At 45.5% G+C, this 22,830-nt stretch carries 24 protein-coding genes and 1 tRNA gene; 12 read left to right on the forward strand and 13 right to left on the reverse strand.

Translation table 11 applies throughout. The features are described 5' to 3' along the window. The first annotated feature begins 182 nt into the window (after positions 1 to 182). Positions 183 to 1,217: a histidine kinase gene (locus JGK36_RS02110; protein WP_293195875.1), complete on the forward strand. Its 1,035-nt coding sequence runs from the start codon at positions 183 to 185 to the stop codon at positions 1,215 to 1,217. 195 nt (positions 1,218 to 1,412) lie between these two features. Here the strand turns inward: JGK36_RS02110 and JGK36_RS02115 are convergent, their stop codons facing one another. Then, positions 1,413 to 2,159 carry an FkbM family methyltransferase gene (locus JGK36_RS02115; RefSeq protein ID WP_293176488.1) on the reverse strand — a complete coding sequence of 249 codons (747 nt, stop codon included), beginning with the start codon at positions 2,157 to 2,159 and terminating at the stop codon, positions 1,413 to 1,415. Between the two features lie 165 nt (positions 2,160 to 2,324). Between JGK36_RS02115 and JGK36_RS02120 the strand changes: the two genes are divergently transcribed. From JGK36_RS02120 to JGK36_RS02140, 5 genes are all read left to right on the forward strand, one after another. Beyond that, positions 2,325 to 3,371: a M42 family metallopeptidase gene (locus JGK36_RS02120; protein WP_293195877.1), complete on the forward strand. Its 1,047-nt coding sequence runs from the start codon at positions 2,325 to 2,327 to the stop codon at positions 3,369 to 3,371. A gap of 90 nt (positions 3,372 to 3,461) precedes the next feature. Then, a tRNA-Glu gene (locus tag JGK36_RS02125) sits at positions 3,462 to 3,534 on the forward strand. Between the two features lie 188 nt (positions 3,535 to 3,722). Next, a complete protein-coding gene (locus JGK36_RS02130) occupies positions 3,723 to 4,133 on the forward strand; it encodes a HEPN domain-containing protein (RefSeq protein WP_293176492.1) in 411 nt (136 codons plus the stop codon). After that, positions 4,112 to 4,501 (forward strand): hypothetical protein, encoded by a 390-nt coding sequence (locus JGK36_RS02135; protein ID WP_293176494.1) that lies wholly within the window; start codon positions 4,112 to 4,114, stop codon positions 4,499 to 4,501. Before JGK36_RS02130 ends, JGK36_RS02135 begins: the two co-directional genes overlap by 22 nt. A gap of 382 nt (positions 4,502 to 4,883) precedes the next feature. Beyond that, a complete protein-coding gene (locus JGK36_RS02140; RefSeq protein ID WP_325315532.1) occupies positions 4,884 to 5,096 on the forward strand; it encodes a type II toxin-antitoxin system HicB family antitoxin in 213 nt (70 codons plus the stop codon). 101 nt (positions 5,097 to 5,197) lie between these two features. On the opposite strand, the gene JGK36_RS02145 is transcribed toward JGK36_RS02140, so the two are convergent. Further along, a complete protein-coding gene (locus JGK36_RS02145) occupies positions 5,198 to 5,533 on the reverse strand; it encodes a type II toxin-antitoxin system PemK/MazF family toxin (RefSeq protein WP_293176496.1) in 336 nt (111 codons plus the stop codon). Between the two features lie 2 nt (positions 5,534 to 5,535). Further along, on the reverse strand, positions 5,536 to 5,754 hold the full coding sequence (locus JGK36_RS02150) for a hypothetical protein (RefSeq protein WP_293176498.1): 219 nt from the start codon (positions 5,752 to 5,754) through the stop codon (positions 5,536 to 5,538). A gap of 120 nt (positions 5,755 to 5,874) precedes the next feature. On the opposite strand from JGK36_RS02150, the gene JGK36_RS02155 reads away from it, so the two are divergent. Continuing rightward, entirely contained in the window at positions 5,875 to 6,174 is a 300-nt protein-coding gene (locus tag JGK36_RS02155) for a DUF433 domain-containing protein (protein WP_293176500.1), read from the forward strand. Between the two features lie 78 nt (positions 6,175 to 6,252). On the opposite strand, the gene JGK36_RS02160 is transcribed toward JGK36_RS02155, so the two are convergent. From JGK36_RS02160 to JGK36_RS02175, 4 genes are all read right to left on the reverse strand, one after another. Next, on the reverse strand, positions 6,253 to 7,932 hold the full coding sequence (locus JGK36_RS02160) for an AarF/ABC1/UbiB kinase family protein (protein WP_293176502.1): 1,680 nt from the start codon (positions 7,930 to 7,932) through the stop codon (positions 6,253 to 6,255). Between the two features lie 556 nt (positions 7,933 to 8,488). Further along, on the reverse strand, positions 8,489 to 10,702 hold the full coding sequence (locus JGK36_RS02165) for a GAF domain-containing protein (RefSeq protein ID WP_293176504.1): 2,214 nt from the start codon (positions 10,700 to 10,702) through the stop codon (positions 8,489 to 8,491). 110 nt (positions 10,703 to 10,812) lie between these two features. Further along, complete coding sequence (locus tag JGK36_RS02170; RefSeq protein WP_293176506.1) at positions 10,813 to 12,003, reverse strand: RNA-guided endonuclease TnpB family protein; 1,191 nt, start codon at positions 12,001 to 12,003, stop codon at positions 10,813 to 10,815. Positions 12,004 to 12,555: 552 nt separating this feature from the next. Then, positions 12,556 to 13,425, reverse strand: a complete 870-nt coding sequence (locus tag JGK36_RS02175) for a hypothetical protein (protein WP_293176508.1) — start codon at positions 13,423 to 13,425, stop codon at positions 12,556 to 12,558. 178 nt (positions 13,426 to 13,603) lie between these two features. Here JGK36_RS02175 and JGK36_RS02180 point away from each other — a divergent pair, with 178 nt between their 5' ends. Then, complete coding sequence (locus JGK36_RS02180) at positions 13,604 to 14,152, forward strand: 3-isopropylmalate dehydratase (RefSeq protein ID WP_293176510.1); 549 nt, start codon at positions 13,604 to 13,606, stop codon at positions 14,150 to 14,152. 317 nt (positions 14,153 to 14,469) lie between these two features. Here the strand turns inward: JGK36_RS02180 and JGK36_RS02185 are convergent, their stop codons facing one another. Beyond that, positions 14,470 to 14,892: an NUDIX hydrolase gene (locus JGK36_RS02185; protein ID WP_293176512.1), complete on the reverse strand. Its 423-nt coding sequence runs from the start codon at positions 14,890 to 14,892 to the stop codon at positions 14,470 to 14,472. On the opposite strand from JGK36_RS02185, the gene JGK36_RS02190 reads away from it, so the two are divergent. Next, complete coding sequence (locus JGK36_RS02190) at positions 14,878 to 15,015, forward strand: hypothetical protein (RefSeq protein WP_293189541.1); 138 nt, start codon at positions 14,878 to 14,880, stop codon at positions 15,013 to 15,015. The two genes, JGK36_RS02185 and JGK36_RS02190, sit on opposite strands and share 15 nt — an antisense overlap. Positions 15,016 to 15,058: 43 nt before the next feature. Beyond that, complete coding sequence (locus tag JGK36_RS02195) at positions 15,059 to 15,226, forward strand: hypothetical protein (protein ID WP_293195879.1); 168 nt, start codon at positions 15,059 to 15,061, stop codon at positions 15,224 to 15,226. A gap of 130 nt (positions 15,227 to 15,356) precedes the next feature. On the opposite strand, the gene JGK36_RS02200 is transcribed toward JGK36_RS02195, so the two are convergent. After that, positions 15,357 to 15,788, reverse strand: coding sequence for a DNA-binding protein (locus JGK36_RS02200; protein WP_293176516.1), 432 nt, complete (start codon positions 15,786 to 15,788; stop codon positions 15,357 to 15,359). A 153-nt stretch (positions 15,789 to 15,941) separates the two neighbouring features. On the opposite strand from JGK36_RS02200, the gene folD reads away from it, so the two are divergent. Then, a complete protein-coding gene (gene folD, locus JGK36_RS02205; protein ID WP_293176518.1) occupies positions 15,942 to 16,817 on the forward strand; it encodes a bifunctional methylenetetrahydrofolate dehydrogenase/methenyltetrahydrofolate cyclohydrolase FolD in 876 nt (291 codons plus the stop codon). 303 nt (positions 16,818 to 17,120) lie between these two features. Here folD and JGK36_RS02210 read toward each other — a convergent pair whose 3' ends face one another. Beyond that, entirely contained in the window at positions 17,121 to 17,951 is an 831-nt protein-coding gene (locus tag JGK36_RS02210; RefSeq protein ID WP_293176546.1) for a class I SAM-dependent methyltransferase, read from the reverse strand. A 23-nt stretch (positions 17,952 to 17,974) separates the two neighbouring features. Continuing rightward, positions 17,975 to 18,463 (reverse strand): GNAT family N-acetyltransferase, encoded by a 489-nt coding sequence (locus JGK36_RS02215; RefSeq protein WP_293176520.1) that lies wholly within the window; start codon positions 18,461 to 18,463, stop codon positions 17,975 to 17,977. A gap of 111 nt (positions 18,464 to 18,574) precedes the next feature. On the opposite strand from JGK36_RS02215, the gene JGK36_RS02220 reads away from it, so the two are divergent. Next, complete coding sequence (locus JGK36_RS02220) at positions 18,575 to 19,462, forward strand: LysR family transcriptional regulator (RefSeq protein ID WP_293195882.1); 888 nt, start codon at positions 18,575 to 18,577, stop codon at positions 19,460 to 19,462. An 89-nt stretch (positions 19,463 to 19,551) separates the two neighbouring features. On the opposite strand, the gene JGK36_RS02225 is transcribed toward JGK36_RS02220, so the two are convergent. Together JGK36_RS02225 and JGK36_RS02230 are read right to left on the reverse strand one after the other, a co-directional pair. Beyond that, the gene (locus tag JGK36_RS02225; RefSeq protein WP_293195884.1) at positions 19,552 to 20,958 is read right to left on the reverse strand and encodes a family 2B encapsulin nanocompartment shell protein; all 1,407 of its coding nucleotides are present in this window, start codon (positions 20,956 to 20,958) and stop codon (positions 19,552 to 19,554) included. Positions 20,959 to 21,352: 394 nt separating this feature from the next. Further along, a complete protein-coding gene (locus JGK36_RS02230; protein WP_293195886.1) occupies positions 21,353 to 22,762 on the reverse strand; it encodes a family 2B encapsulin nanocompartment shell protein in 1,410 nt (469 codons plus the stop codon). Between the last annotated feature and the right edge of the window lie 68 nt (positions 22,763 to 22,830).

The raw sequence follows: 22,830 nt of genomic DNA on the forward strand, positions 1-22,830 counted from the left end.
TTTTCTATTACTCTTGCTTAGTCTTAATTTCTGTATCCTGCCAGACAAGCGCTGCATTTGGCTGGCAAACTTTGTACATATTTTAACTAACACTTGGAAAAACTCTCAGTAGAATTCCGGATGGGGTAACGGACGTAAGGATAAATGAAAAAGAGTGTTTGAGTCTGGGAGAGCGTTTTCTAATGTACGATATTACCCTATTTACCCCGCAAGACATCGCGAAATGCAGTTTAGTGCTGCGCCAGTTCGGTAGAAATTCTGCTAGTATGGAAGCTAGCAGCCAGAAAATTGTCAAGTATATTTACCAACATTTTTGCGATTCGCAAACTGGAGAAAATAGCTGTGTTTTGGTGCGTTTGTTCAAAACTCATCCCTACGGGGAATTAGAAGAATCATTGCAACAATCCGCCCGCCGCTTAATGAATGGCAAATCCCCTGCCGCCGACATGAAATGCTGGACTCTACTAGCAACCGCAGGCATAGAACCGCAGTGGAATTCTCGGCACACAGCAGTAGAAAATACAGCTATTCCCTTAGTTAGCACCGAAGTAGTAGCCAAAATGCCGGCGATTTCGGAAACCATCAGACAGTTCGGTTTAGATATTCCTACAGTCCTCGGCATCGAGGGAGAAAGGTTTCTGCAATTAGAACCAGCAGTATTAAATATTTTTCACGTATCCGAGGCAAAAGGCAGCCCCTTTATTCCGGAACAAGATTCCTTAATTATCCCGTACAAAGTCAAGTCTGTCTTGGCATTTGGGGGACTTTTGCGATCGGGAAGTTTGTTTACTGTAGTCATTTTCCTTAAAGTAAAAATTCCCCATAGCACAGCTCAATTGTTTAAACATTTTGCACTTAGTGTCAAAACTGCTCTGTCTTTGTCTGACGAAAAAGATGTTTTTAATAATTCAAAAACATCGGCAAATATTGTGCAATCTCACAATGCTTACGAAAATCAATTACTGGAAAATCAAATTGCTAGTTTGATTCAATTGCTGGATTTTTCGGAGCAGGAAATGCTCAGGCAAGCAGCTCGTTTTGAACGGATAATTGATAAGTTGCAGCGCGAACTTGCCGATCGCAAAAACAAGGAACAAGCTTTGCAAGCAAGTCAAGAATCATTCAAAGGCATCATCAATACTCCCGAAGATGTTATTGTGCGCGTCGAGGAAAATCAAGGAATGCACAGTTTTAATCAAGGTGAAGAACAGATTTAATCCAAGTTCAGCAGTCCTGGGCGCACTCCGACAAAGAAACCGGGTTTTTCCCTAAATCTGCGAATCACAACAAAGTTTTCTCGAAAAAACCCGGTTTCTGGCTCCCGCGCGTAAGTCCTATTCTGTTAAAATTGGTTTGTAGTTAGGACTTCAGTCCTCATAAAAGTCTGAGGACTGAAGTCCTAACTACGAACCTTATTTAGGGTTGGGGGTTCGGGATGCTAAGATCGAGCCGTACCATTTATCTATTGGCGTTTGCTTTGTGACCCGAAATCCTAAATTTTCAATAACTTGTCGGGTTTCGGCGTGAGTGTGACCAGACCACAAGTGATATTCTAAAGACAGGTTTTGCACGAGTTGCCAAGAATCTCGGTCTTCAAATAACAGCCATTCTGCACCTTCGCAGTCTACTTTGGCTAAATCGACGCTGCCGCCAATGCGATCGATCGCCCTTTTCAACGATACCATCGGTACATCACCGTTTTCGCTGACGCGCGATCGCGTTTTTCCCGATACTTCCCGAATATCCAGAACTACTCTACCATCTTCGGCTCCCACAGCCTCCATAAAATAGGTAAAATTGGCAATTTCAGATTGATGTTTGAGGTAAATTTCTAAGTTTGGATTAGCTTCGTAGGCGTGAATTACAGCTTGAGGAAATCGATTCCGGGCGGCGATCGGAAATAACCCGACATTCGCCCCGATATCGAGAACTTTCATCAGCGATTCAGATAATTGTTCCACTCCGTAACAGTCATCTAAAAGCACTTCAATAAATTCTCCATCCATGCCTTTCTCCTCCGGCAAGTTTACTTGTTGGCGATTTCCTTGCACAATTAAATTACCGGGCAAATTAAAGCTAGCAACTCTCTTGAATTCTACACCTAACTTTTGGGCGCGGATTTTACGTTGCAAAAGTTGCAGTATTTTATTGACAAGCATAGAAGAATATTAAAAAAAAATCATTTTTATAATAACGCTCTCTGCGCCCTCTGCGCCCTCTGCGGTTCAAAAAAAATCAGATTCACTTCAGAAAATACGATTCCTACCCAGAAAAAATCTGCTTTAATATATGTCAAAATACGCTCCCAAATCCGGGAATCAAAAATGTTAGAGTTCGATCGCCTATTTCAAACAATCGAAGAATTAGTCATGCTGCACTCACCCAGCGGTGCGGAGTCGGAAATTAACCAGCGGTTGATGGAAAAGTTCGCCGCCCTGGGAGTGAATGCTTGGATCGATCGCGCTGACAATGCGATCGCCCTCATTCCCGGGCGCAATCCCTCCAAGTCGATCGCCATTACCGCCCACAAAGACGAAATTGGCGCCCTAGTTAAAACAATAGGCGAGATCGGCCGCGTCGAAGTCCGCAGGTTGGGTGGCGCGTTTCCTTGGGTTTATGGCGAAGGCGTCGTCGATTTATTGGGCGACAAGCAAACAATTAGCGGCATTCTCAGCTTCGGGAGTCGCCACGTTTCTCACGAATCACCGCAAAAAGCTCAGCAGGAAGATGCTGCTGTCAAGTGGGAAAATGCCTGGATCGAAACCAAGTGTACCGCCGAGGAATTAGCCGAGGCCGGAATTCGGCCGGGCACCCGGATGGTGGTGGGAAAGCACCGCAAACGCCCGCTGCGCTTGAAGGATTGGATCGCGAGCTACACCCTTGACAACAAGGCTTCTGTGGCGATTTTGCTGGCTCTGGCGGAATATTTGAAAGAGCCTGCGGTGAATGTTTATTTGGTGGCGTCGGCGAAGGAGGAGGTTGGGGCGATCGGAGCTTTGTATTTCACGCAGCGCCAGCCGTTGGATGCGCTGATTGCTTTGGAAATTTGCCCGATCGCGCCGGAATACCCGATCGCAGATGGCGAAAACCCGGTGTTGCTGGTTCAGGACGGCTACGGAGTCTACGATGAAGGATTGAACGGCCAATTAGGCGCAGCAGCCGCAGCAGTCGATGTAGAGGTGCAGTTGGCGGTAATTAGCGGTTTTGGAAGCGATGCTTCGATCGCCATGAAGTTCGGCCATGTGGCCCGCGCCGCTTGTTTGAGTTTCCCCACCCAGAATACCCACGGGTTTGAAATTGCTCATCTCGGGGCGATCGGCAATTGCGCCGCCATTCTCAAAGCCTACTGCGAGCAACTTTCGGACGACTAGAAAAAAACTTTCGCAAAGTAGTTGACAAATTCAGAAAGATTAGTTAAGGTAATAAAGGTGCGGAACACAAGCAAACGCAACGCAAAACGCGCCCCCATCGTCTAGAGGCCTAGGACACATCCCTTTCACGGATGCGACGGGGATTCGAATTCCCCTGGGGGTATTGAAAATCTAACTCTGATATCAAAATGATATCTAGCAAGTGGTAAAGGCAACAACCCCAACCCACACGCTAGGTATCATTTTTGCATTTGGTTGGTTGAACTTCCTCTCGTATTGGATAATTGTAAATCCAGACGCGGTTTCAACCGCCCGGTCTTCTTGCTGATTTCATGGAGGTAAGCTAAACTTTTGAATAGACGAGATTTACAAAACATCGCACTCACTCGACTTAAAGAAGTAGAAGTGCTGCTCGAAAATCGTCAATACTCTGGTGCTTACTATCTCAGCGGTTATGTTGTTGAATGCGCTTTAAAAGCTTGCATCGCAAAACAAACGCGGAAATTCGACTTTCCTGACAAAAAAACTGTTTTCGACAGTTACACCCACGATTTAGAAAAACTTGTTAAAGTTGCTAAACTTGATTCCGAATTAAAAACTCTGCTAAAAGATGTAGAGTTTTTAACTGCATGGGTAGTTCTTAAAGACTGGTCAGAAGAAAGCCGTTACCAAAAACATGACCGACAAAAAGCCCTCGATATTTACTCAGCAATTACCGACAGCAATCACGGAATTTTACAATGGGTACAGCAACATTGGTAAGTCAAGAAATAGCAGAAGGTCAAAGACTAATAGACGCTCTTAATGCAGCAGGTGTATCAGTTGATTCTGCTCTCTGGTTCTACGCACCAGAACCCGAAACCTGGCGATTGATGCTCACATCGCCTTCATATGATAAGAAAGGCCCACTTAAAACTTACCACGAGATACTATCAGTCTTTCGCGAGGTAGAGCCAGAATTGAAAATTGATTGGACAGCCCTTGTCGCAGTCAGTGTCAAAGATGAATTAATTCAGGGATTGCGCGAGTTACAACAACGTTTCAAATCAAGTTTCTCAGGGAGACGGATAACGAATCAAAGCGTCAATCATAGGTACATTGATGATGCTTACATTTATCAAATCAAGTGAATCAACTCTCGATCGAGCTGATATATCATGCAATAATGTTTACTTAATTCGTAGGGTGTGGATCCACGAAAAATTCCTAGCTACCTATCGACAATTTAAGATATCCGCACCTGAACACAATGGTTTTATAAATAAACACAACATTTATTCGGCAGTATTTTTTTGTTGAAATTCAGATCGCGACTGAGGCGGTGCGTGACCAATAATTTTTTGATGGTACCCGCCACGTGATTTATCCGTGGAATCAATCCCAAATCGAAAATCTAAAATCCTCTCTTCCCCCGAATTTATCCGTCTGTACATATTTTCCTGGTTTTGATGTAAAGATTTATCGCCGTCACACACCCTACAATTAACTAATCAACTCTAAATTCGAGACTAAATGATGCGTTATGCGATCGTCATTGAAAAAACACCCAATAACTATTCAGCTTATGCGCCAGATTTACCTGGATGTGCAGCCACAGGCGCTACCCTTGCGGAAGTACAGCAGGAAATTAAAGAAGCGATCGAATTTCACTTAGAAGGGTTGCGAGAGGAGGGTTTACCAATTCCCGAACCAACTACTCTCTGTGAGTATCTAGAAGCACGGTAGTAGGACAAAATATTTCATAAATTAAGTCGGCAAAATTCAATTATAATCTACTCTAAAGAGGATATTGTCGAACACTTCTTCGTCCAACAGTAACAACTATATCATTCCAAATCCGCAAGAGCGACTTTCAAGCAAGCACGAACTTCCTTCCAGTCACGTTCCGACAGATGACCAATTAGAACTAAGTTGGAAGATGGCGGTAGAGTGACAATAAAACTGCGAAAAACCGAAACGACTCGTAAACCTGCTGTGGCCCAATCTTGGAGTATATAATCAGTTATACCTAAAGCAGTTGTCTGTGTAGTCAGTAGTCCAGCTATTACATCGCGGCGGGTTGTGTTATAGGTAACTGATGATAGAATTACCGCCGGACGACGTTTAATGCCAGTGACACCAGGAAAATCTACTGTCACCACATCACCAGGATTAAAAGACACTATTAAATCTCCTCGTTTTCAGGAAAAATGGTGGCCGCATACTGCAAAGAAAATGTAGTCACATCGAGTTTATCTTCTTCAGTCCAAGTCTCGCTTTCATCGACAACCGATAGATTTTGCTGCACCAAATCGTTGAGAATAAGAGTTGCCAAGCGCAGTCTATCCTTTGGTGAAAGGGTAGAAAGAACGCGATCGTAAACTTCTCGAACAGTAGTTGACATAGCAAATCCTCCTGCTGCTTATCTTCTGGAACACTTAGGGCAGGTTGATTAGATTATAGCTTAAAAAATTAATAAATTTATGCTAGAATTGAATTCTAATTTTTAACCCCAGATTCACCTATGCCAACTTTAACTGATATTGGCACTCTCATTATCCGCGATCCGCACCTTCGCGGTGGCATCCCTATTATTGCAGGTACTGCCACATCGGTGCAGCGAATCGTAGTCTTATACAAACAAGGTAATAGTGCTGAGGAAATAGCAGCGGATCTGGATCATCTCACCCTAGCGCAGGTTTATGCTGCACTGACTTATTATCACGCAAATCGACCAGAAATAGAAGCAAATTTAGCGACCCAACAAGCAGAATATGAACGTTTTGCAGCATTAAATCTGCTAAAAATGCAGGAGACAGCATGAGCTGAATTCGTCTTTACTTTAGTGTTTTAAATGAGGACTAAAGTCCTCACTACGAACCTAATTACCAAGTAAGTATATTTATTTTTCGGCTATTCGATCGAGCTTTTCCCTCACTAACAAATCTAGCAAAGAACGCAGCACAAACAAGCCAGCGCATCCCGACACAGCAAAAGCTACGATCGCCCCCGTTTGATATCCGCCCACCAGCAGCACCGCACCCGTCAGCCCCCCAAAACCAGCCATACAGGCAAAAATCAGAGTTTTCAGGGCGAGATTGATGCGTTTCAGGGCGCGATCGCTCTCGATATTGCGGACTCGAATTTGCAACTCCCCATCTTCTATCCGCTGTTCCAAACGCTTGATAAAAACTTGCGATTTACTCGGCTGCTGCAACTTGTAGGTGATAAAATTTCGTGCTTGGAGAGCCAATTCTCCGATCGCACTTCTGCGCCCTTTACTCACCGCAATACTCTTGACAAAAGGCTGAGCGCATGATAGGAAATTGTAGTGAGGGTCGAGAGTTCTAGCAATGCCGTCGAGAGTCGTCAGCGACTTGACAATAAACATCATTTCTGCTGGTAAGCGAAACGGTTGTTGCTCGAACATGATGTACAGTTCGTTCTTGATTTCATTGAATGCTTGAAAGTCGATCGGCTTATCAATAAACTTATCCAACAGAAAAGCAATCAGCCTGCGTACCGGCATCATATCCGGCATCGGCTCCACTAAGCCGATCGCAATTAAAGTATCCAGTACCCGATCGGTATCCTTTCTCAGCACAGCAAAAAAAGTCTTGACCATTTCGTCCTTAGCCAGAGACTTCACTTCTGCCATCATCCCAAAATCGTAAAATATCAAGCTACCATCTTCTGTTACCGCCAAATTTCCCGGATGCGGGTCAGCTTGAAAAAAACCGTCAATTAACAACTGCTTCAAGTAACAGGAAATTCCGAGTTGATTGAGCTTCGTAATATCTACTCCAATCGCCTCTAAACTGATCCTGTCGTCCACCTTAATCCCCGGCGCGTATTCTAAAGTCAGCACTTTTTTAGTCGTGTATTGCCAGTAGACTTTCGGGACAATAATCTGAGGATATTCTTGAAAATTATGGCTGAAGCGATCGGAATTTTTGCCTTCTTGTACGTAGTCAATCTCTTGATATAAAATCTTAAAAAATTCGTGATAAAGAGATTCTAGGTCGTACTTGCGCGTCCCTGGTAAATAGCGATCGCACAAACGCATTACTTGGCGCACCGCCTTGACATCCAAATCGAATAACCTTTCCAAACCCGGACGCTGCACCTTCACAATCACATCTTCCCCGGTGTGCAGCCTCGCTTTGTGCACCTGGCCCAGACTCGCCGCAGCAATGGGCAACGGGTCAAAATCCCGGTACAAAGCGTAAATATCTTTGCCTAACTCTGATTCTACAAGGGCGATCGCCTCTTCGGAACTAAACTCAGGAACCCGATCCTGCAACTGTTCCAACTCCTTCACGTACTCCAGTGGCAGCAAATCGGCGCGAGTGGAGAGAGACTGCCCGATTTTAATAAAAGTCGGGCCCAAATCCAGCAAAGTATTGACCAACCAATGGGCACGAATTCTTCTAGTATGAGCAGACTTATCTTGCAGCAGTCCATCCCACCACAAAAAAAACATAAACTTTGCCGTCGCAGCAAAAACGTCTATTTGTCGTGCCAGCGGCGAATATTTAGAACGTTGCCAACGCAGGAGTTTAGGTGCAGCTTTTGTGAGCATAAGATTCGTCGCGATCTATTGAGGTGCACCGCAACGATTTTAACTGGAAATTGCAGCAAGCGATCGGCTCAGATAGAAATACCCGACAAATAACGGAATTTACTTGCAGCCAAACACCTTCAACAGTTGACAGTTGACCTGGGACAGTTGACAGTTGACCTGGGACAGTTTGAAAGCGAACTCTACCTAGAAGGAAGAGGATTGGAGTAATGAATAGTCTGATTTTAATTTCTCCCTCAAAGACTTGGGGCTTTTAACCAATTCTTTCTGGTCAGTTTATTTCACAGCCAGATGCTTGCGTTTTTGAATCAACAATCCAATTCCAATGCTAAGCCGGGAATTACAGTCCCCTCCGGTACCGGTACGGGTGTCGAGTCGTCGGCTATGCGGTAAACAGCCCCTCTTCCCACGCGAAACTCAGAGAAGTTCCCGCAATCAGACAAACAAATCAAAAAGGATGATTTGGTAAGGTTTGCTATATTTTCTAATCTCCCTATTAACGCAAGTTTTAGCCTGTTCGCTGGCAATTCAGGGCCGCTTCTCAACCGAACTATTATTATAGATTCAACAGTTCCGCTGGAATTTTTGGCAAAGTCAGAGTAAAAGATGTGCGGCACAACTCGTCAGATTCAGAACTTTCTGCCGGACAACTAGACACATCAATAGTACCATTCAAGTGCTGCACTAAAGACTTTACCAGGGCTAGACCCAAACCCGTACCGGCGATCGCTTTGTTGGTAATGCCAGTACCGCGACGGAACTTTTCAAAGATGTGGGGCAAATCAGCATCAGGAATGCCACGCCCGAAATTAGACACACTCAGGACAATATCGCTGGCTACCTCAGACGCCTTGAAAACTACCGTTGTTTCTGAAGTCGAGTATTTTCCAGCATTCGTCAGCAGTTCCAGTAGTACCCGCTTAAGACTGTCCGGGTCGCTTTCCAAGGAAGGGGTAAACTTCGGCACATCCACCTTCAGAGTCAATCCCTTATCCGCCCACTTTTTCTCAAAATCCACAACTAAATCTTTAATTAAAAGGTTGAGATCGATGTTGACTGGATAAAGAGGGAGTGGCTGACGCTCTAATTGCTTGAAGGTTAGCAAATCCTGAACCAGGGCGGCTTCCTTAGCACAATGCTGCTCTAGAATGTCGAGATAATTAGCCCGACTTGCTGATGGCTGTTCGGCCTGTTTGAGCATCAGAATCGCCAGATTCATGATTGTCAAAGGGGTTCGCAACTCGTGACTAACATTGTCGATAAACTCGTCTTTGATCAGCTTCAATTTGCGTAGTTGATCTAGTTGATTGGCAGATTGTTCGTGCAGTTTCTCCTGCACGTTGATACTTTCTTCCAACTCAGCATCTCTTTTTTGGACTTGGGTTTGCACTTCCTTGAATATCTGAGTTTGAATAATCGCCCTGCTCGCTTGAGCGCAGACTGATTCCAGAATTTCTAATTCTTCAGGGTTCCAAGGGCGCGGCTCGGAGTGCTGCAAAACCAAGAACCCTAAGACAATTTCCTGTCTGCTTGCGTGCATGATGGGAATTACCAGCAACCCCCGAATACCTTGGAGTTTCAAGATTTCTGCGGCTCCCTCTTCTTCCTTGTCGATTAATTCGCTGGCGTCAGCAAGGGCGAGAGGTTGGGGTGCGCTCTGGAATGCTTGACCGCACAAATTAGATTCCGACAGCCAAAAAGCGGGAGAGTTATTTTGTTTGGAGTTAGAACTTTTGGATTTGGAATTAGCACTTTTTGCCTGGGTTTTGGGTTTGGCTTTCGAGCTTTGTTTTCCAGAATTTTTTGGTTCTATTGTTAGTTTACCTTCATTTTTGGTTGATGCAGATTCGCCAATTAATACTATTTTTGCTTTGGGAGTTTGATTGACGGAGGCTTTTGTTAAGGGGAAGTCTGTATCTTTGAACAGCAGTATTTGACCTCTATCTACTTGCAAGGTATTGACGGTATTTTCAATAATTTGCTGCAAAAATTGATCGACTTCTGAACTGGTGTCGATCGCAGTAGCCACTGACCTGAGTAGATTTTTGTATTTAGCTTGTTGCTGTAACTGTTCGTTTAAACTGGCAATTTCTTGAGTTTTTTGAATGTGAGCAATCGCGATACCGATCGCCTCTGATGCTGCTTCTAAGCGCTGGCGATCGGTTGCTGACCACTCGTGAGGTTGCAACTTACCAAGAACGATCGTCCCATTTACAGCCCCTCCAAATCGCGCAGGCGCTGCCAAAATTGCCCGACAAGGCAGCGGTGTCACAGGGGAATTGGGCGATGAAGCTGTCAAAGGAGTATCAAGATAGTCGGAGATCCCTACTATCTCGCCGTCTGCTAGCAGGTTTGCGAAAACAGGATGTTCGAGCGATATGCTAGGCGATTCTAATTTTGTGCTTTGGGAGTCTTCGGGTATCTTACTTGCATCCGCAGCGTTTAGCAGATCGCTCTTCTGAAGCCAGCAAGCATTCGGAATTACTACTTTCTGGTCAGCTACAGCAGCAACCAAACAGAAATCTACCCCACAAGCAACCCCCAAAGTTTTTGCTATTTGTAGCAGCAGGATTTCTCGATCGATGTTGGTCGCGAGAATTTGGTAAATTTGCCGCCCGACAAGGGCAGGATCGACCTGGTACTGCATAAGACGATCCAGAAATTTTTGGACTGATACTGGTTCTGCCATTTGTGGTAGATGCAAAGTGCGAGACTCTGAAGGCGATTGGTCGATCGGAGTAAAGTCTTGATTTCCCTGGTAATCGATCATGGCAACGAAGTCTTTCTTTTTTTTAATGATGTTTAAGCAGATTCGTGCTGCATATATAGAACCTATCTTTGACATCCTCCCCGCCTTAGAAGAGCGAGGATTCCCAAGCCTCACGATTTGGGTTTCTGCTTCCTTCCGGATCGGTTTTTCGCACCTGCCTTAACAGATTTACTCTGTTCTGGTCTTACAGTCGCTCCACAGACTGTTACCGCAAGCCCTGCGGCCAGAATATTCTTACTGGCGTTGATGTCTCGGTCATGGTGTGACCCGCAATTAGGACACTTCCACTCCCGAACATTTAACGGCAGTTTTTCAACAATATATCCGCACTCAAAACACCGTTTTGAACTCGGGAACCATCGGTCAATCTTGATTAAAGTGCGACCGTACCAATTGCACTTGTATTCAAGTTGCCTGACCAATTCACCCCAACTTGCGTCGCTGATGGCAAGAGCCAGTTTTCGATTTTTTACCATGTTCTTCACAGCTAAATTTTCTACGGCGATGGTTTGGTTTTCACGCACCAACCGCGTTGTTAACTTGTGAAGATTATCTTTCCTTGCATCGGCAATTTCTTGATGCACTCTCCCTACTTTCAGCCTTGCTTTGTGTCGGTTATTTGACCCCTTCTGTTTTCGACTTAAAGCTTTCTGCGCTCTTCTAAGTTGGCGATATTTTGCCTTAAATCCTTTGGGGTTGACAATTTTTTCGCCTGTGCTCAGTGCCAGCAAACTGGTAATTCCCAAGTCAATACCGATTTGGTTGTCTGACTCGTCGGGTAATGTTTCAATTTCCACATTTACCAACAAAGAAACTGACCACCTACCAGATGGTGCCAGCTTTACCGTAATCGTTGATGGTCGGCAACCGTCCGGTAGTGTTCGACTCCAACGAATAGGTAAGGGGTCAACAGACTTGGCTAAGTAAACTTGTCCGTCCTTGAACTTAAATGCCGACGCAGCAAATTGCGCGCTGCCACCGTTGCGTTTTTTCTTGAAATTGGGATATTTTGCTCGCCCGTCAAAGAAGTTATTGTAAGCAGTTTGCAAATGTCGCAAGCACTGCTGCAACGGTACTGAAGAAACTTCATTTAGGAATTCTAATTCAAGAGTTTTCTTCCAGGAAGTTAGCATACTTGAAGTCTCAGTATATGCTACCCGTTTTTGTTCTTCATACCAAGCTTGAGTCTTTGCAGCTAAGGCACGGTTGTAGACCAAACGAACACAACCTATCGTGCGTCGCAACAGGCTTTCCTGTTCTGGCGTTGGGTAGAATCGATAGCTGAAGGCTTTGAGTGTCATGTTTCCAGTTTCACACCTCAATCGTAAGCTGCCTGTAAAATCTTGTAAAGCCGTCGTAGAACGACGGGTTTTCAACCCAGTTTTCTGATAACAGTCGGTTGGACTGTTATGAGCCTGCTTTCTGCGTTGGCGCAGCCCGTCGGCGGGTAACTAAATCTTTAAAAGACTTACTCAGATCCGACCGAGTTCTATTTTGCTGTTTTCTACCCTTGGATCTGTACGGGATGAACTTTAGCATCCTTGACCAGATGAGGATAAATCCCATTCCCACTAATTTGAACTGTTCTGAGAATGAATTTATTTTTGAGACTGCTTTGTGAGACCCCTCTCCTGATTCTGTGATGTTTCTTATTTAAGTTTGTGATCCTGATAAAATTTTATTGTGATATAAATCATGCGATCGAGTGACGCCGATCGCAAAAAATAAAAAATAAAAAATCCTCCCTCAGGATCGATCTGAGAGTTACGAAGTTTTTGCTCGACTACTCATCGATCGCAAGTTCTAGAAACGCGCTTGCTAGTTCTATTGTTAAATTTATCCGACTTCCCTGCTTACTTATTTTGTGCTTCCTGTTGGGCTCGATCGCTATTTTGGCGATAAAGTACCGTCCGGTTAACAGCCGTTGCAGAGCGGGGATGATTTGGGGATACGGCGGCCATCAAATCCGAAGCTTGCTGCCACTTAGCGGCCACTACTAACCAATTTTCGCGAGATTGAGCGGTTTTGCCCTGGGTGGCTGCTTGCTCTGCCACCCGCACTGCTTGGGAAAAAGAGTCAACAGCAGAATTAGGATTTTCCTTAGAAGTTTTGACAGCAGGTGTTGCTTCTGAGGAACTGGGACTGGCAACTGCTTGGGTGGTGGCGGCTGTGCTGTTTGGCACTGGGGAATTGAGTCCTTTGTAGATGGCGGCCACCGCAACCAGCAACAACACGCTCAAGCTGACGCCGCCGACGATACCGCGCTTAAATTGCCGCGGTTGCTGCATCGATCGAGGAGCAGCGATTCTGGGCAAAGCCCGCTCTTCAGCTTGGCGTTCGTGATGGGCGGCGGCCAAACGCTTGAACAAATTTGGCTTTCTGAGTTTAATTTCTTGGGACCACAGCAATTGATTTTCTGGATCGCGGCTAATTTCTTCGAGCCACAGCAGTTGGTGTTCTCGCACCAGCCGGGTGTTGATGTTGACTCGGCGAATATTGCGGGGCGAGAGATTCTCCAAAATTTCTCGGATGCGATCGACCAAACTAGACTGTTCGAGCAGTTGGGGTGTTGCAGCTTCGCACAGCAGTTGCAGTATCCCAGAAGCAAACACGGCTCTAGCTCTGACACCTACGTGTGCCAGTTTGTCGTTAAGGATTTGAATAATCGATGCAACGGAGCCCTCGCGAGCTTGCCGAGCAATGTCATCTATTTGATTCGCCATAACACTATTTTGACGCTTCGCAATCTGTTAATTTTTAATCCAAAGTCTCGGATCTAATTTTTATCTATACACGTTATCACTGACAGTGCCAGGTTAAAATGAACAGATGCAAATCTTGCATACCGATCCCACTTAACACGATCGCCACAGAATTGAGCGAGACAACAGGAAATAAACTATGGGTAAAGTAATTAGCGGTCAAATTTTTGTTCTAGATGACAACATCGATACAGATCAAATTATCCCAGCCGAATACCTGACCTTGGTTCCCTCGAAGCCGGACGAGTACGAGAAACTAGGCAGTTATGCGATGATTGGGTTGCCCGATCGCTACGGCAAGTTTATGGAAGCCGGCGAAACCAAAACCCGGTATCCGATTATCATTGCGGGCGAAAATTTTGGTTGCGGTTCTTCGCGGGAGCACGCTCCGATCGCTCTGGGGGCTGCGGGCGTCACAGCGGTGGTAGCCTTGTCTTACGCGCGGATTTTCTTTCGCAATTGCTCGGCGACTGGCGAATTGTATCCGATCGAATCGGTCGATCGACTTTGCGACCTATTTGTAACAGGCCAAGAAGTGACGATCGACTTTGCGGGCGATAAAATTATCAACCACACTCAAAATCTCACTTACTCCCTCAAGCCTTTAGGAGATGTCGGGCCGGTGATTGATGCCGGAGGGCTGTTTGCCTACGCACGGCAAACGGGAATGATTGCTGCTCGCTCTTAACTGCTAAGTTAATAGACCTCCTGCGAAAGTCCTCACCTAATCGACAAAACCGATAATTACCAGTATGTCTGGCCAATCTTTTATTATTAGTTAATAATGGCTGAAATGGCGACTGTTAAAGGATCGATAAAATACTTTCGCAGGAGGTCTAATGTAGGGTGCGCCACAAGCACCTTACAAATCATTAGACTTCTTGCAAAAATATTTAGGACGGGCTAGAAGCCCATCCCACAATTTTTTTTTCTTGTGGGATGGGCTTCTAGCCCGTCCCAAAATATGATTAAAAGGACTTTTGCAAGAGGTCTATTAATAGAATATCAAATCGACTCAATAAAATTCAATAAAATCCGCTGGTGAGGAATGCCAAAAGGTCGTACATCTCCAGACTTTTCAGAATAGCATTTACCAGCCCGAATATCCTGCACTGTCAACAACTGCATATCCCAACCCTCGTGCAAAACTAAATCGTTGACATCCGCAGTAAGTTGTGAGTGAAAAACATGGCGCACAATATCTCCTTCGACATCGCGACAGAAAAAAGAGGCACTTGCAGGAACCCAGGAAATTTCCTCTAGTAACTCGCGCAGCAGAGCCACTTCGGCAGTTTCTCCCGGTTCCAAGTGTCCGCCAAACAAAGCCCAATGTCCGGGATACCTGATATGAGGAACATCGTCCCGCAACTGGCAGAGAAATTTGCCGTCTTTGTGTAAAATGGCGATCGCAACGTGAATTTTAGTCATAAGGAAGAAGGAAGAAGGAAGAAGGAAGAAGGAAGAAGGAAGAAGGAAGAGAAAAGAAGGAAGAGGGAAGGGGTGCATCTCAGTTTGGCGTTTGGCAAATATGTGTGTAGGGGCGAAGCATGACCGCAATCAATATGAGATGATAGCTAATAACTTATATGCGGTCATGCTTCGCCCTCTTCTCTTCAAAAGTGAAATGCACCGAGAAGGAAGAAGGAAGAAGGAAGAGGGAAGAATTTTGACTAGAGACGGGTTCACCCAAATTTGTAATAAAAACGAACAAGCTCATAAACAAGCCCAGTCAAAACTTTGTTTCACCCAATCTGTAATATAAACGAAAGAGCTCGTAAACGCGATCGCATTTCATCACCAATAACCAAAGCCAAAGCGCCCAAGCGCAACTACATACCTTGGATTTTCATGAAATACAGGTACTTAATTATTGAAAAAAAATTAGCGTGTAGCTATTTTGCTTTATCAGCCGCTGGAGTGCGGTTTAATTGTTCCATTTCCTCAATATAAACTTCACCTAAATCCTTCCCTGCCAATTCCTTGACGGTGATACTCTTAAAGCGGACTTCTCCCTTGAGCAACACTTCATCGCCAAGCTTGGGCAAAGCTTGCTTAGTTAAAATCCAAATCTTACCAGTACCGTCTTGAATTTGATAAGCCGCATTCCCCACAAACGGAGCGCGATTTTCCACCTTCCCTCGGAGATAAACTTCACCATCAACTTGCCGCTTTTGTTGAATGTCGCCAATGCTAGCAACATTCAAACCGAGATTGAGTTGAGACATGGGTACATTGCCACAACTGAGCAAACCGCTAGTCAGTATTAGCAATAAAGAGCCTATGGAGTATCTTTGAATCCAAACTTGCTGAATTATAGTAGTCATTTGTCAAAGGATTTGATATTTTAGATTGTGAGATACGACTTACTGTAACAGAATCCTCAGAGTCGATCGCGAGTCAGAAATTTCTCGCTTTGTAGTCCTTGACGGCAGTTAAGCTAAAATTTAAACTCGTCAGCCCCTAACCTAGAGTCTACAATGGATGCCAAAACTGCTCAAATACTAGATGGCAAAGCTTTAGCGACAAAGATTCAAAGCGAACTGAGCGAAAAAGTCCGCGCCCTACAACCCCAGATTGGGCGTCCTCCGGGACTTGCGGTGCTGATGGTGGGCGACAACCCAGCCAGCGCGGCTTACGTCCGCAACAAAGAGCGAGCCTGCGCTAAAGTTGGCATAGCTTCCTTTGGCCAGCATTATCCAGCAAACGTGACTCAAGCGGAACTCGAACTTGCAATTCATGCACTCAACGAGGACGATCGAGTAGACGGCATTTTAGTACAACTTCCGCTACCAGAAAACCTAGACGCAATTTCGCTGCTGTACCAAATTGCACCTGACAAAGATGCTGACGGACTTCACCCGGTAAATTTAGGTAGCTTGGTACGGGGTGAGCAAGGTTTGCGGAGTTGTACTCCCGCCGGAGTGATGCGGTTATTGCAGGAATACCAGATTGATTTGAAAGGAAAAAATGCTGTTGTTTTGGGCCGCAGTATTTTGGTGGGTAAACCGATGGCGCTGATGCTGTTAGAAGCCGATTGCACTGTTACTGTAGCTCATTCGCGATCGCAAAACCTAGAATCAATTACCAGCCAAGCCGATATTTTAATTGCCGCCGTCGGCCGCACCGAAATGATTGCAGCTAATATGGTAAAACCGGGAGCAGTAGTAATTGATGTTGGCATTAACCGCGTCGTCAATCCAGATGGTACTAGCCGTTTGGCCGGAGATGTAGATTTTAATGCTGTGAAAACAGTAGCCGGAGCGATTACGCCGGTGCCGGGAGGAATCGGGCCGATGACTGTTGCTATGTTGTTGGAAAATACAGTTTCTAGTTATACGAAAAAGATGGTTTGACGAGCGCGCGAATCATAGCGGAAATGTGCAGTTTTGCCTTGACATGAGATTGCTGTATCCGCTCTTTTGATTGCAGAAGCAGGAGCGGATACAGGAATAAAATCAGAAAATGCTTTCGGTACATCTAACTTGTGAAGAGGGCGAAGCATGACCGCATATAAGTTATTCGTTATAATCTCATATTGACGGAGGTCATGCTTCGCCCCTACAAAAATATTTTCCAAACCCAGATGTACCCAAATGCTTTTTACAAAAATGAGCGGTTCCTACTGAGATAATTCCGGCTAATTTGGGTAATGCCGACTATTTCTTGACAGCAACAACGCGAATTCGGCGATAATCTGCACTCCAATTACCATCGCGGTAAAGAGCGGGCCGCAAACGTTCTTCAACTTGTTTAATTGCGCGCGATCGCACGAACGGCGACAAACCCGACAAAAACCCGCCTGCAAACATCTCGATCCAATTTACCATACCAGCGCTGCCGCCTTCTAGGGGAGTCGGGCGATCGAACAAAACCGCATAACTCACATCAAAACCGTGGTTTTCCAGCAGCAGAGCATACTCGCCGATACTCGGAAAATACCAAGGATTAAGCGATTGGGGCTCCTCGCAGCCAATTTCCGACAAAACATTCAAAAGCGCGCGGGCGATCGCCCCCACATTCCCCTTACCGCCAAACTCAGCCACAAAACGCCCTCCCGGCTTCAGCGCTTTTTCCACGCAAGCGATCGCAGCATCCGGTTGTTTTATCCAGTGCAAAACCGCATTAGAAAACACAGCATCTAACGGCTCTTCCACTTGAAAATTCCTCGCATCCGCCGCCACAAAGTTAATGTGAGGATAATTTGATTTAGCAGTGGAAATCATCGCCAAAGAAGAATCAATACCTTGCACAAAAGCACCACTTTCAGCAATCTTTGCAGTTAACTGTCCCGTACCGCAGCCCAAATCCAGAATTCCTTCTCCCGCCTGCGGAGCCAGTAATTCTAAGAGCGATTCGCCGTATTGCCAAACAAAAGCGTGTTGCTGTTCGTAGAGATCCGTATTCCAAGAATCTTGTGTCATCATAACTACTCTAAACCTTTCTTCTCTCTCTGTGTTCTCTGTGTTCTCTGCGGTTAATAAAAAAATCCTCCTTCACAAAAGCGAGCGAATCATTTGCTAGCGAGTTCCGCGATCGCATTTTCATCAATCCTGCAAACCCTAATATTTTCCAAAATCCGCGCTCCCTGCTTCTCATAAAAAGCAACTCCCGCTGAATTTTTAGCATTAACAGTCCATTCAATTCGCCCGCAATTTGTGGATTCAGCAATTTGTGCCAAATGTTTCAACAAAGCTGTACCCACTCCCATACCGCGCATGGGAGCTTGCACAAATAAATCATCAAGCCACAGACAAGGCTGCGCCAACAAACTTGAATAGGTAGCATAAAACATCGCAAATCCTACAGCAGTGCCTGCAACTTCAGCCAATACTACCCGCACTAGCGGAGACTGACAAAATAACGCTTGTTGCAATTTATCGGCTGTTGCTGCCAACAGATTTTTAGCTCCATCGAACTCGCTTTTTTGCGCGATAAAAGTCAGAATTAGTTCTAAATCTCCAAGTTCTGCTTCTCTGATTTTAATATCCAAATTAACCATTGTTTAATTCTCAATCTCACCTATTAATTACTGTATTAAATGCCATCATCAATGTCCAATATCTTTTTAGCTAATAACTTATACTTTTAAAATATTAATGATTGGGAAGCTATGGAACTGCGACATTTGCGTTACTTTATTGCCGTTGCAGAGGAACTGAATTTCACTCGTGCAGCGGAAAGATTGCACATGGCTCAACCTCCGCTAAGTCAACAAATTCAGCATTTGGAGGCAGAGTTGGGCTTTCAACTTTTTCGTCGCACCAAGCGGACAGTTGTGCTAACGGAAGCCGGACAGGTTTTTTTTGAGGAATCACAGAAAATTCTGCTACAAGTCGATCGCGCTATTCAACTTGGCAAACAAACCAGCCGCGGGGAACTCGGCCAACTCACTGTAGGCTTTGTGAGTTCCGCCGCGCACAATGTAGTTCCAGCCATCTTGCAGGCGTTTCGCACTCGGTGTCCCGCCGTCAAGCTCGAACTGCACGAACTCACAACTAACGAACAATTGCAGCGACTGCGGTTCGGGCGCATTGATATCGGCTTCGTGCGCCCTCCGATCGAGGAAGATGGCATAAATTCCGAAATCGTTTTTCGAGAACCTCTGATCGTGGCGCTGCCAGAAACGCATTATTTAGCCGATCGCGCTGTTGTAGAATTGCGCGAACTTTCTGCCGAACCTTTCATACTATTTCCCCGTTCCCTAGCTCCAGGATTGTACGATCCGATCGTCAGTCTGTGTCTGCAAGCAGGTTTTAGCCCGATCGCCGGTCAAGAAGCGATTCAAATGCAGACAATTATCAGCTTGGTAGCCGCCGAGATGGGGGTGGCGATCGTCCCCGCATCGATGCAAAACTTCCAGCGCACTGGGGTTGTTTACAAACATTTACAAGAACCAAGTCCGATCGTCTCAATTGCTCTAATTTGGCGCGACAATCCCACGCCAGCGGTGCAGCGGTTTTTGCAGACAGCCAGAGACTTGTCAAGTCTTCAATATTAGGGATTAGAGTCGTACCGATCGATCGCCACCGTAAAAGTCGGCGCGATCGACCTCGATCGCCGATCGATTAGTCCCAACCGGAATCCCTCCTAACGCCCGATTTCAACATCTTCAAGGATACCAAGTGCGTCAGGTACTAGCACGGCTGCGGAGTAATATGCAGTAACAAGGTAGGACATAATGGCCTTTTCACTAATACCCATAAATCTAACAGATAGGCCTGGTTGATATTCGTCGGGTATTCCTGTTTGCTGTAAACCGATCACGCCCTGATCTTCTTCACCAGTACGCATCACAAGAATAGAACTGGTTTGGTTTTTGGTGATGGGTATCTTATTGCAAGGAAGAAGAGGTACACCGCGCCACGCAATAACTTTACTTCCGTCCATGTCGATGTTTTGTGGATAGATACCGAGGCGGTTACACTGCCGGCCGAAGGCTGCAATAGTGCGAGGATGAGCTAGGAAGAACTTCGACTTTCTGCGGCGAGTAAGCAATTCATCTAAGTCATCAGGAGTAGGCGCACCAGTGCGGGGGTGAAGACGCTGTTTAAGATCGGCATTGTGCAGTAAACCAAATTCACGGTTATTGATCAATTCATATTCTTGACGTTCCCGTAATGCCTCAATCGTCAGACGTAATTGTTGTTCCGTCTGGTTCATTGGTTCATTATACAAATCAGCGACGCGAGTATTGATCCTTAACACAGTTTGGGCAATACTTAACTCATATTCGCGGGGAGAAAGTTCGTAGTCAACGAAAGTCCCTGGTAATTGAGTTTCTCCAGTATGTCCTGAAGATAAAGCAATGGTGGCTTCACCCTGCTTATTCTGTGGTAATTGTGCGCGAGTTACGGCTCGATCGATCTGAGTCTGCAAAGCCGCCGACTGGTTCAGAATTTCCCTAAACGCTTGTTGTGGTAAGCTTAATACTGTGCATCGAGTCACAGCTTTAACCGTAAACTTCCAATTGCTTTGAGACGCTACTAAAACCTCATCGCCAAAATGATCCCCATCAGCTAACGCGCCCAATAAAGGTTCTTCTTCATATTTGGGAAGACCAAATTTATTAACTTTACCATGAGCGATCAGGAAAAGCCGATCGACTGGTTGACCTGACTGCACGATGATATCATCGGGTGCAAACTCCTGTTGCACAAATCGACTGGCCAAAGCCGTCAACACTTCAACATCATCAAACCCTCGCAGCAAGGGCAATTCACAAAGTTCTTGGGGAATTACCTGCACAGTCGCGCCTGTATTGGTGAAAGTAATTCTCCCATCACCCACGGTATAGGTTAAACGACGGTTTACCCGATAATTACCACCTTTGATCTGCACCCATGGCAACATCTTCAACAACCACCGCGAGGTAATTTCCTGCATTTGCGGTGCAGATTTGGTTGTCGTCGCCAAATTACGGGCTGCGGCTGTACCTAAACTCAGTTGAGGTTGCTGACCTTCAACTTCCAAACTCGAATCATTAGAATATGTCATTACCTCATCCTTTACTTACTAACAAAAATACCCGCTCTAATAGGTGAGAGGTTAAGGCAATTGTTTTGTCAATAATTACTAGACATCTCCCATAATTATTGTGGAACAGGCATCTTGCCTGTTCCAGACAAGCTTTTTGAGAGAAGTCTACTGTATTTAACGCTTAAAATAGAGCGTAATTACCGATCGACAAAAATCATTTGCCTTAACCTCTCAGCACCAATAGACCTCTTAGACCTCTCCAAAAAAGCAAGTTTTGAACAGGCAGGATGCCTGTTCCACAATAATTATTGGAAAAGCAAGTTTTGAACAGGCAGGATGCCTGTTCCACAATAATTATTGGATTTTGAACAGGCAGGATGCCTGTTCCACAATAAATCTGGTCGAGGTCTAATTAACGACCGACTTCTACATCTTCGAGAATGCCGAGGGCGTCAGGTACTAGGACGGCTGCGGAGTAGTAAGCTGTGACGAGATAAGACATAATTGCCTTTTCGCTGATGCCCATGAAGCGGACAGACAAGCTAGGTTGATATTCGTCAGGGATACCAGTTTGATGTAAACCGATAACGCCTTGTTTTTCAAGACCAGTGCGGAGTAAGAGGATAGAACTGGTGCGGGTATTTGTGATGGGGATCTTGTTGCAGGGAAAGATCGGTACACCACGCCAAGCCGGTACTTGGTGGCCGCCCATGTCAATGCTTTGTGGATAGATGCCTATGCGGTTACACTCGCGAGCAAAGGCTGCGATCGTGCGAGGATGAGCCAGGAAGAAGCCAGGGTCTTTCCATACCGTAGCCAGCAATTCGTCCATGTCGTCTGGAGTAGGTGCGCCAGTGCTACTGTAAATGCGTTGTTTGAGGTCAGCGTTATGCAGCAACCCAAATTCGGGGTTGTTGATCATTTCGTGTTCTTGACGTTCCCGTAATGCCTCAACAGTCAGACGCAATTGTTGCTCGGTCTGATTCATTGGTTCATTGTACAGATCGGCTACCCTGGTACTGATCCGCAACACGGTTTGGGCAATGCTCAAATCATATTGGCGGGGTGAGAGATCGTAATCAACGAAAGTACCAGGCAACTCAGTCTCGCCGCGATGACCGGCAGATACATTAATAGCAGCTTCACCTTCAGTAGTTTGTGGCTGGCTGAGGATGGCGCGGAACTTATCGACCTGAGTTTGTAAAGCTTCGGACTGGTTAAGGATTTGCTCAAACGCCTGTTGAGGTAATGCTAATACGATACATCTGGTAAGAGCTTTGAGGGTATACTGCCAGGTGTCTTGAGATTCTACTAGAGATTCATCACCGAAACGATCGCCATCAGCGAGTACATCTAAAACAACCTGTTCGTCATACTTGCCAAGACCAATCTTGTTAACTTTACCACGGGCGATCAATAATACTCGATCGGCTGCTTGACCTATTTCAACGATCGTGTCCCCGGCCGCGTACTCTTCCTGCACAAACTGGTTCGCCAACGCAGTTAAAACTTCTGTGTCCTCAAACCCTCTGAGCAATGGCAACTCAGTAAGTTCTTGGGGAATTACTTGTACAGTTGCGCCAGTGTTGGTGAAAGAGACTCTTCCATCACCTACGGTATAACTTAAACGACGGTTAACTCGATATACGCCACCCTTTGTTTGCACCCACGGCAACAGTTTCAACAACCACCGTGAGGTAATTTCCTGCATCTGCGGTGCAGATTTGGTGGTCGTCGCCAAATTACGGGCTGCTGCTGTACTTAAACTCAACTGAGGCTGCTGATTCTCAACATCTGAACCCGAATCATTGGAATAGGTCATAACTTAATTCTTCACTTTCTAGTTACTCAAAAAACAACTTGGTTTTACTTCACCGAAGGGCGATCGAG

The sequence above is a fragment of the Microcoleus sp. PH2017_35_SFW_U_B genome (assembly GCF_020737865.1).
In the GTDB taxonomy this organism is placed as follows: Bacteria; Cyanobacteriota; Cyanobacteriia; order Cyanobacteriales; family Microcoleaceae; genus Microcoleus.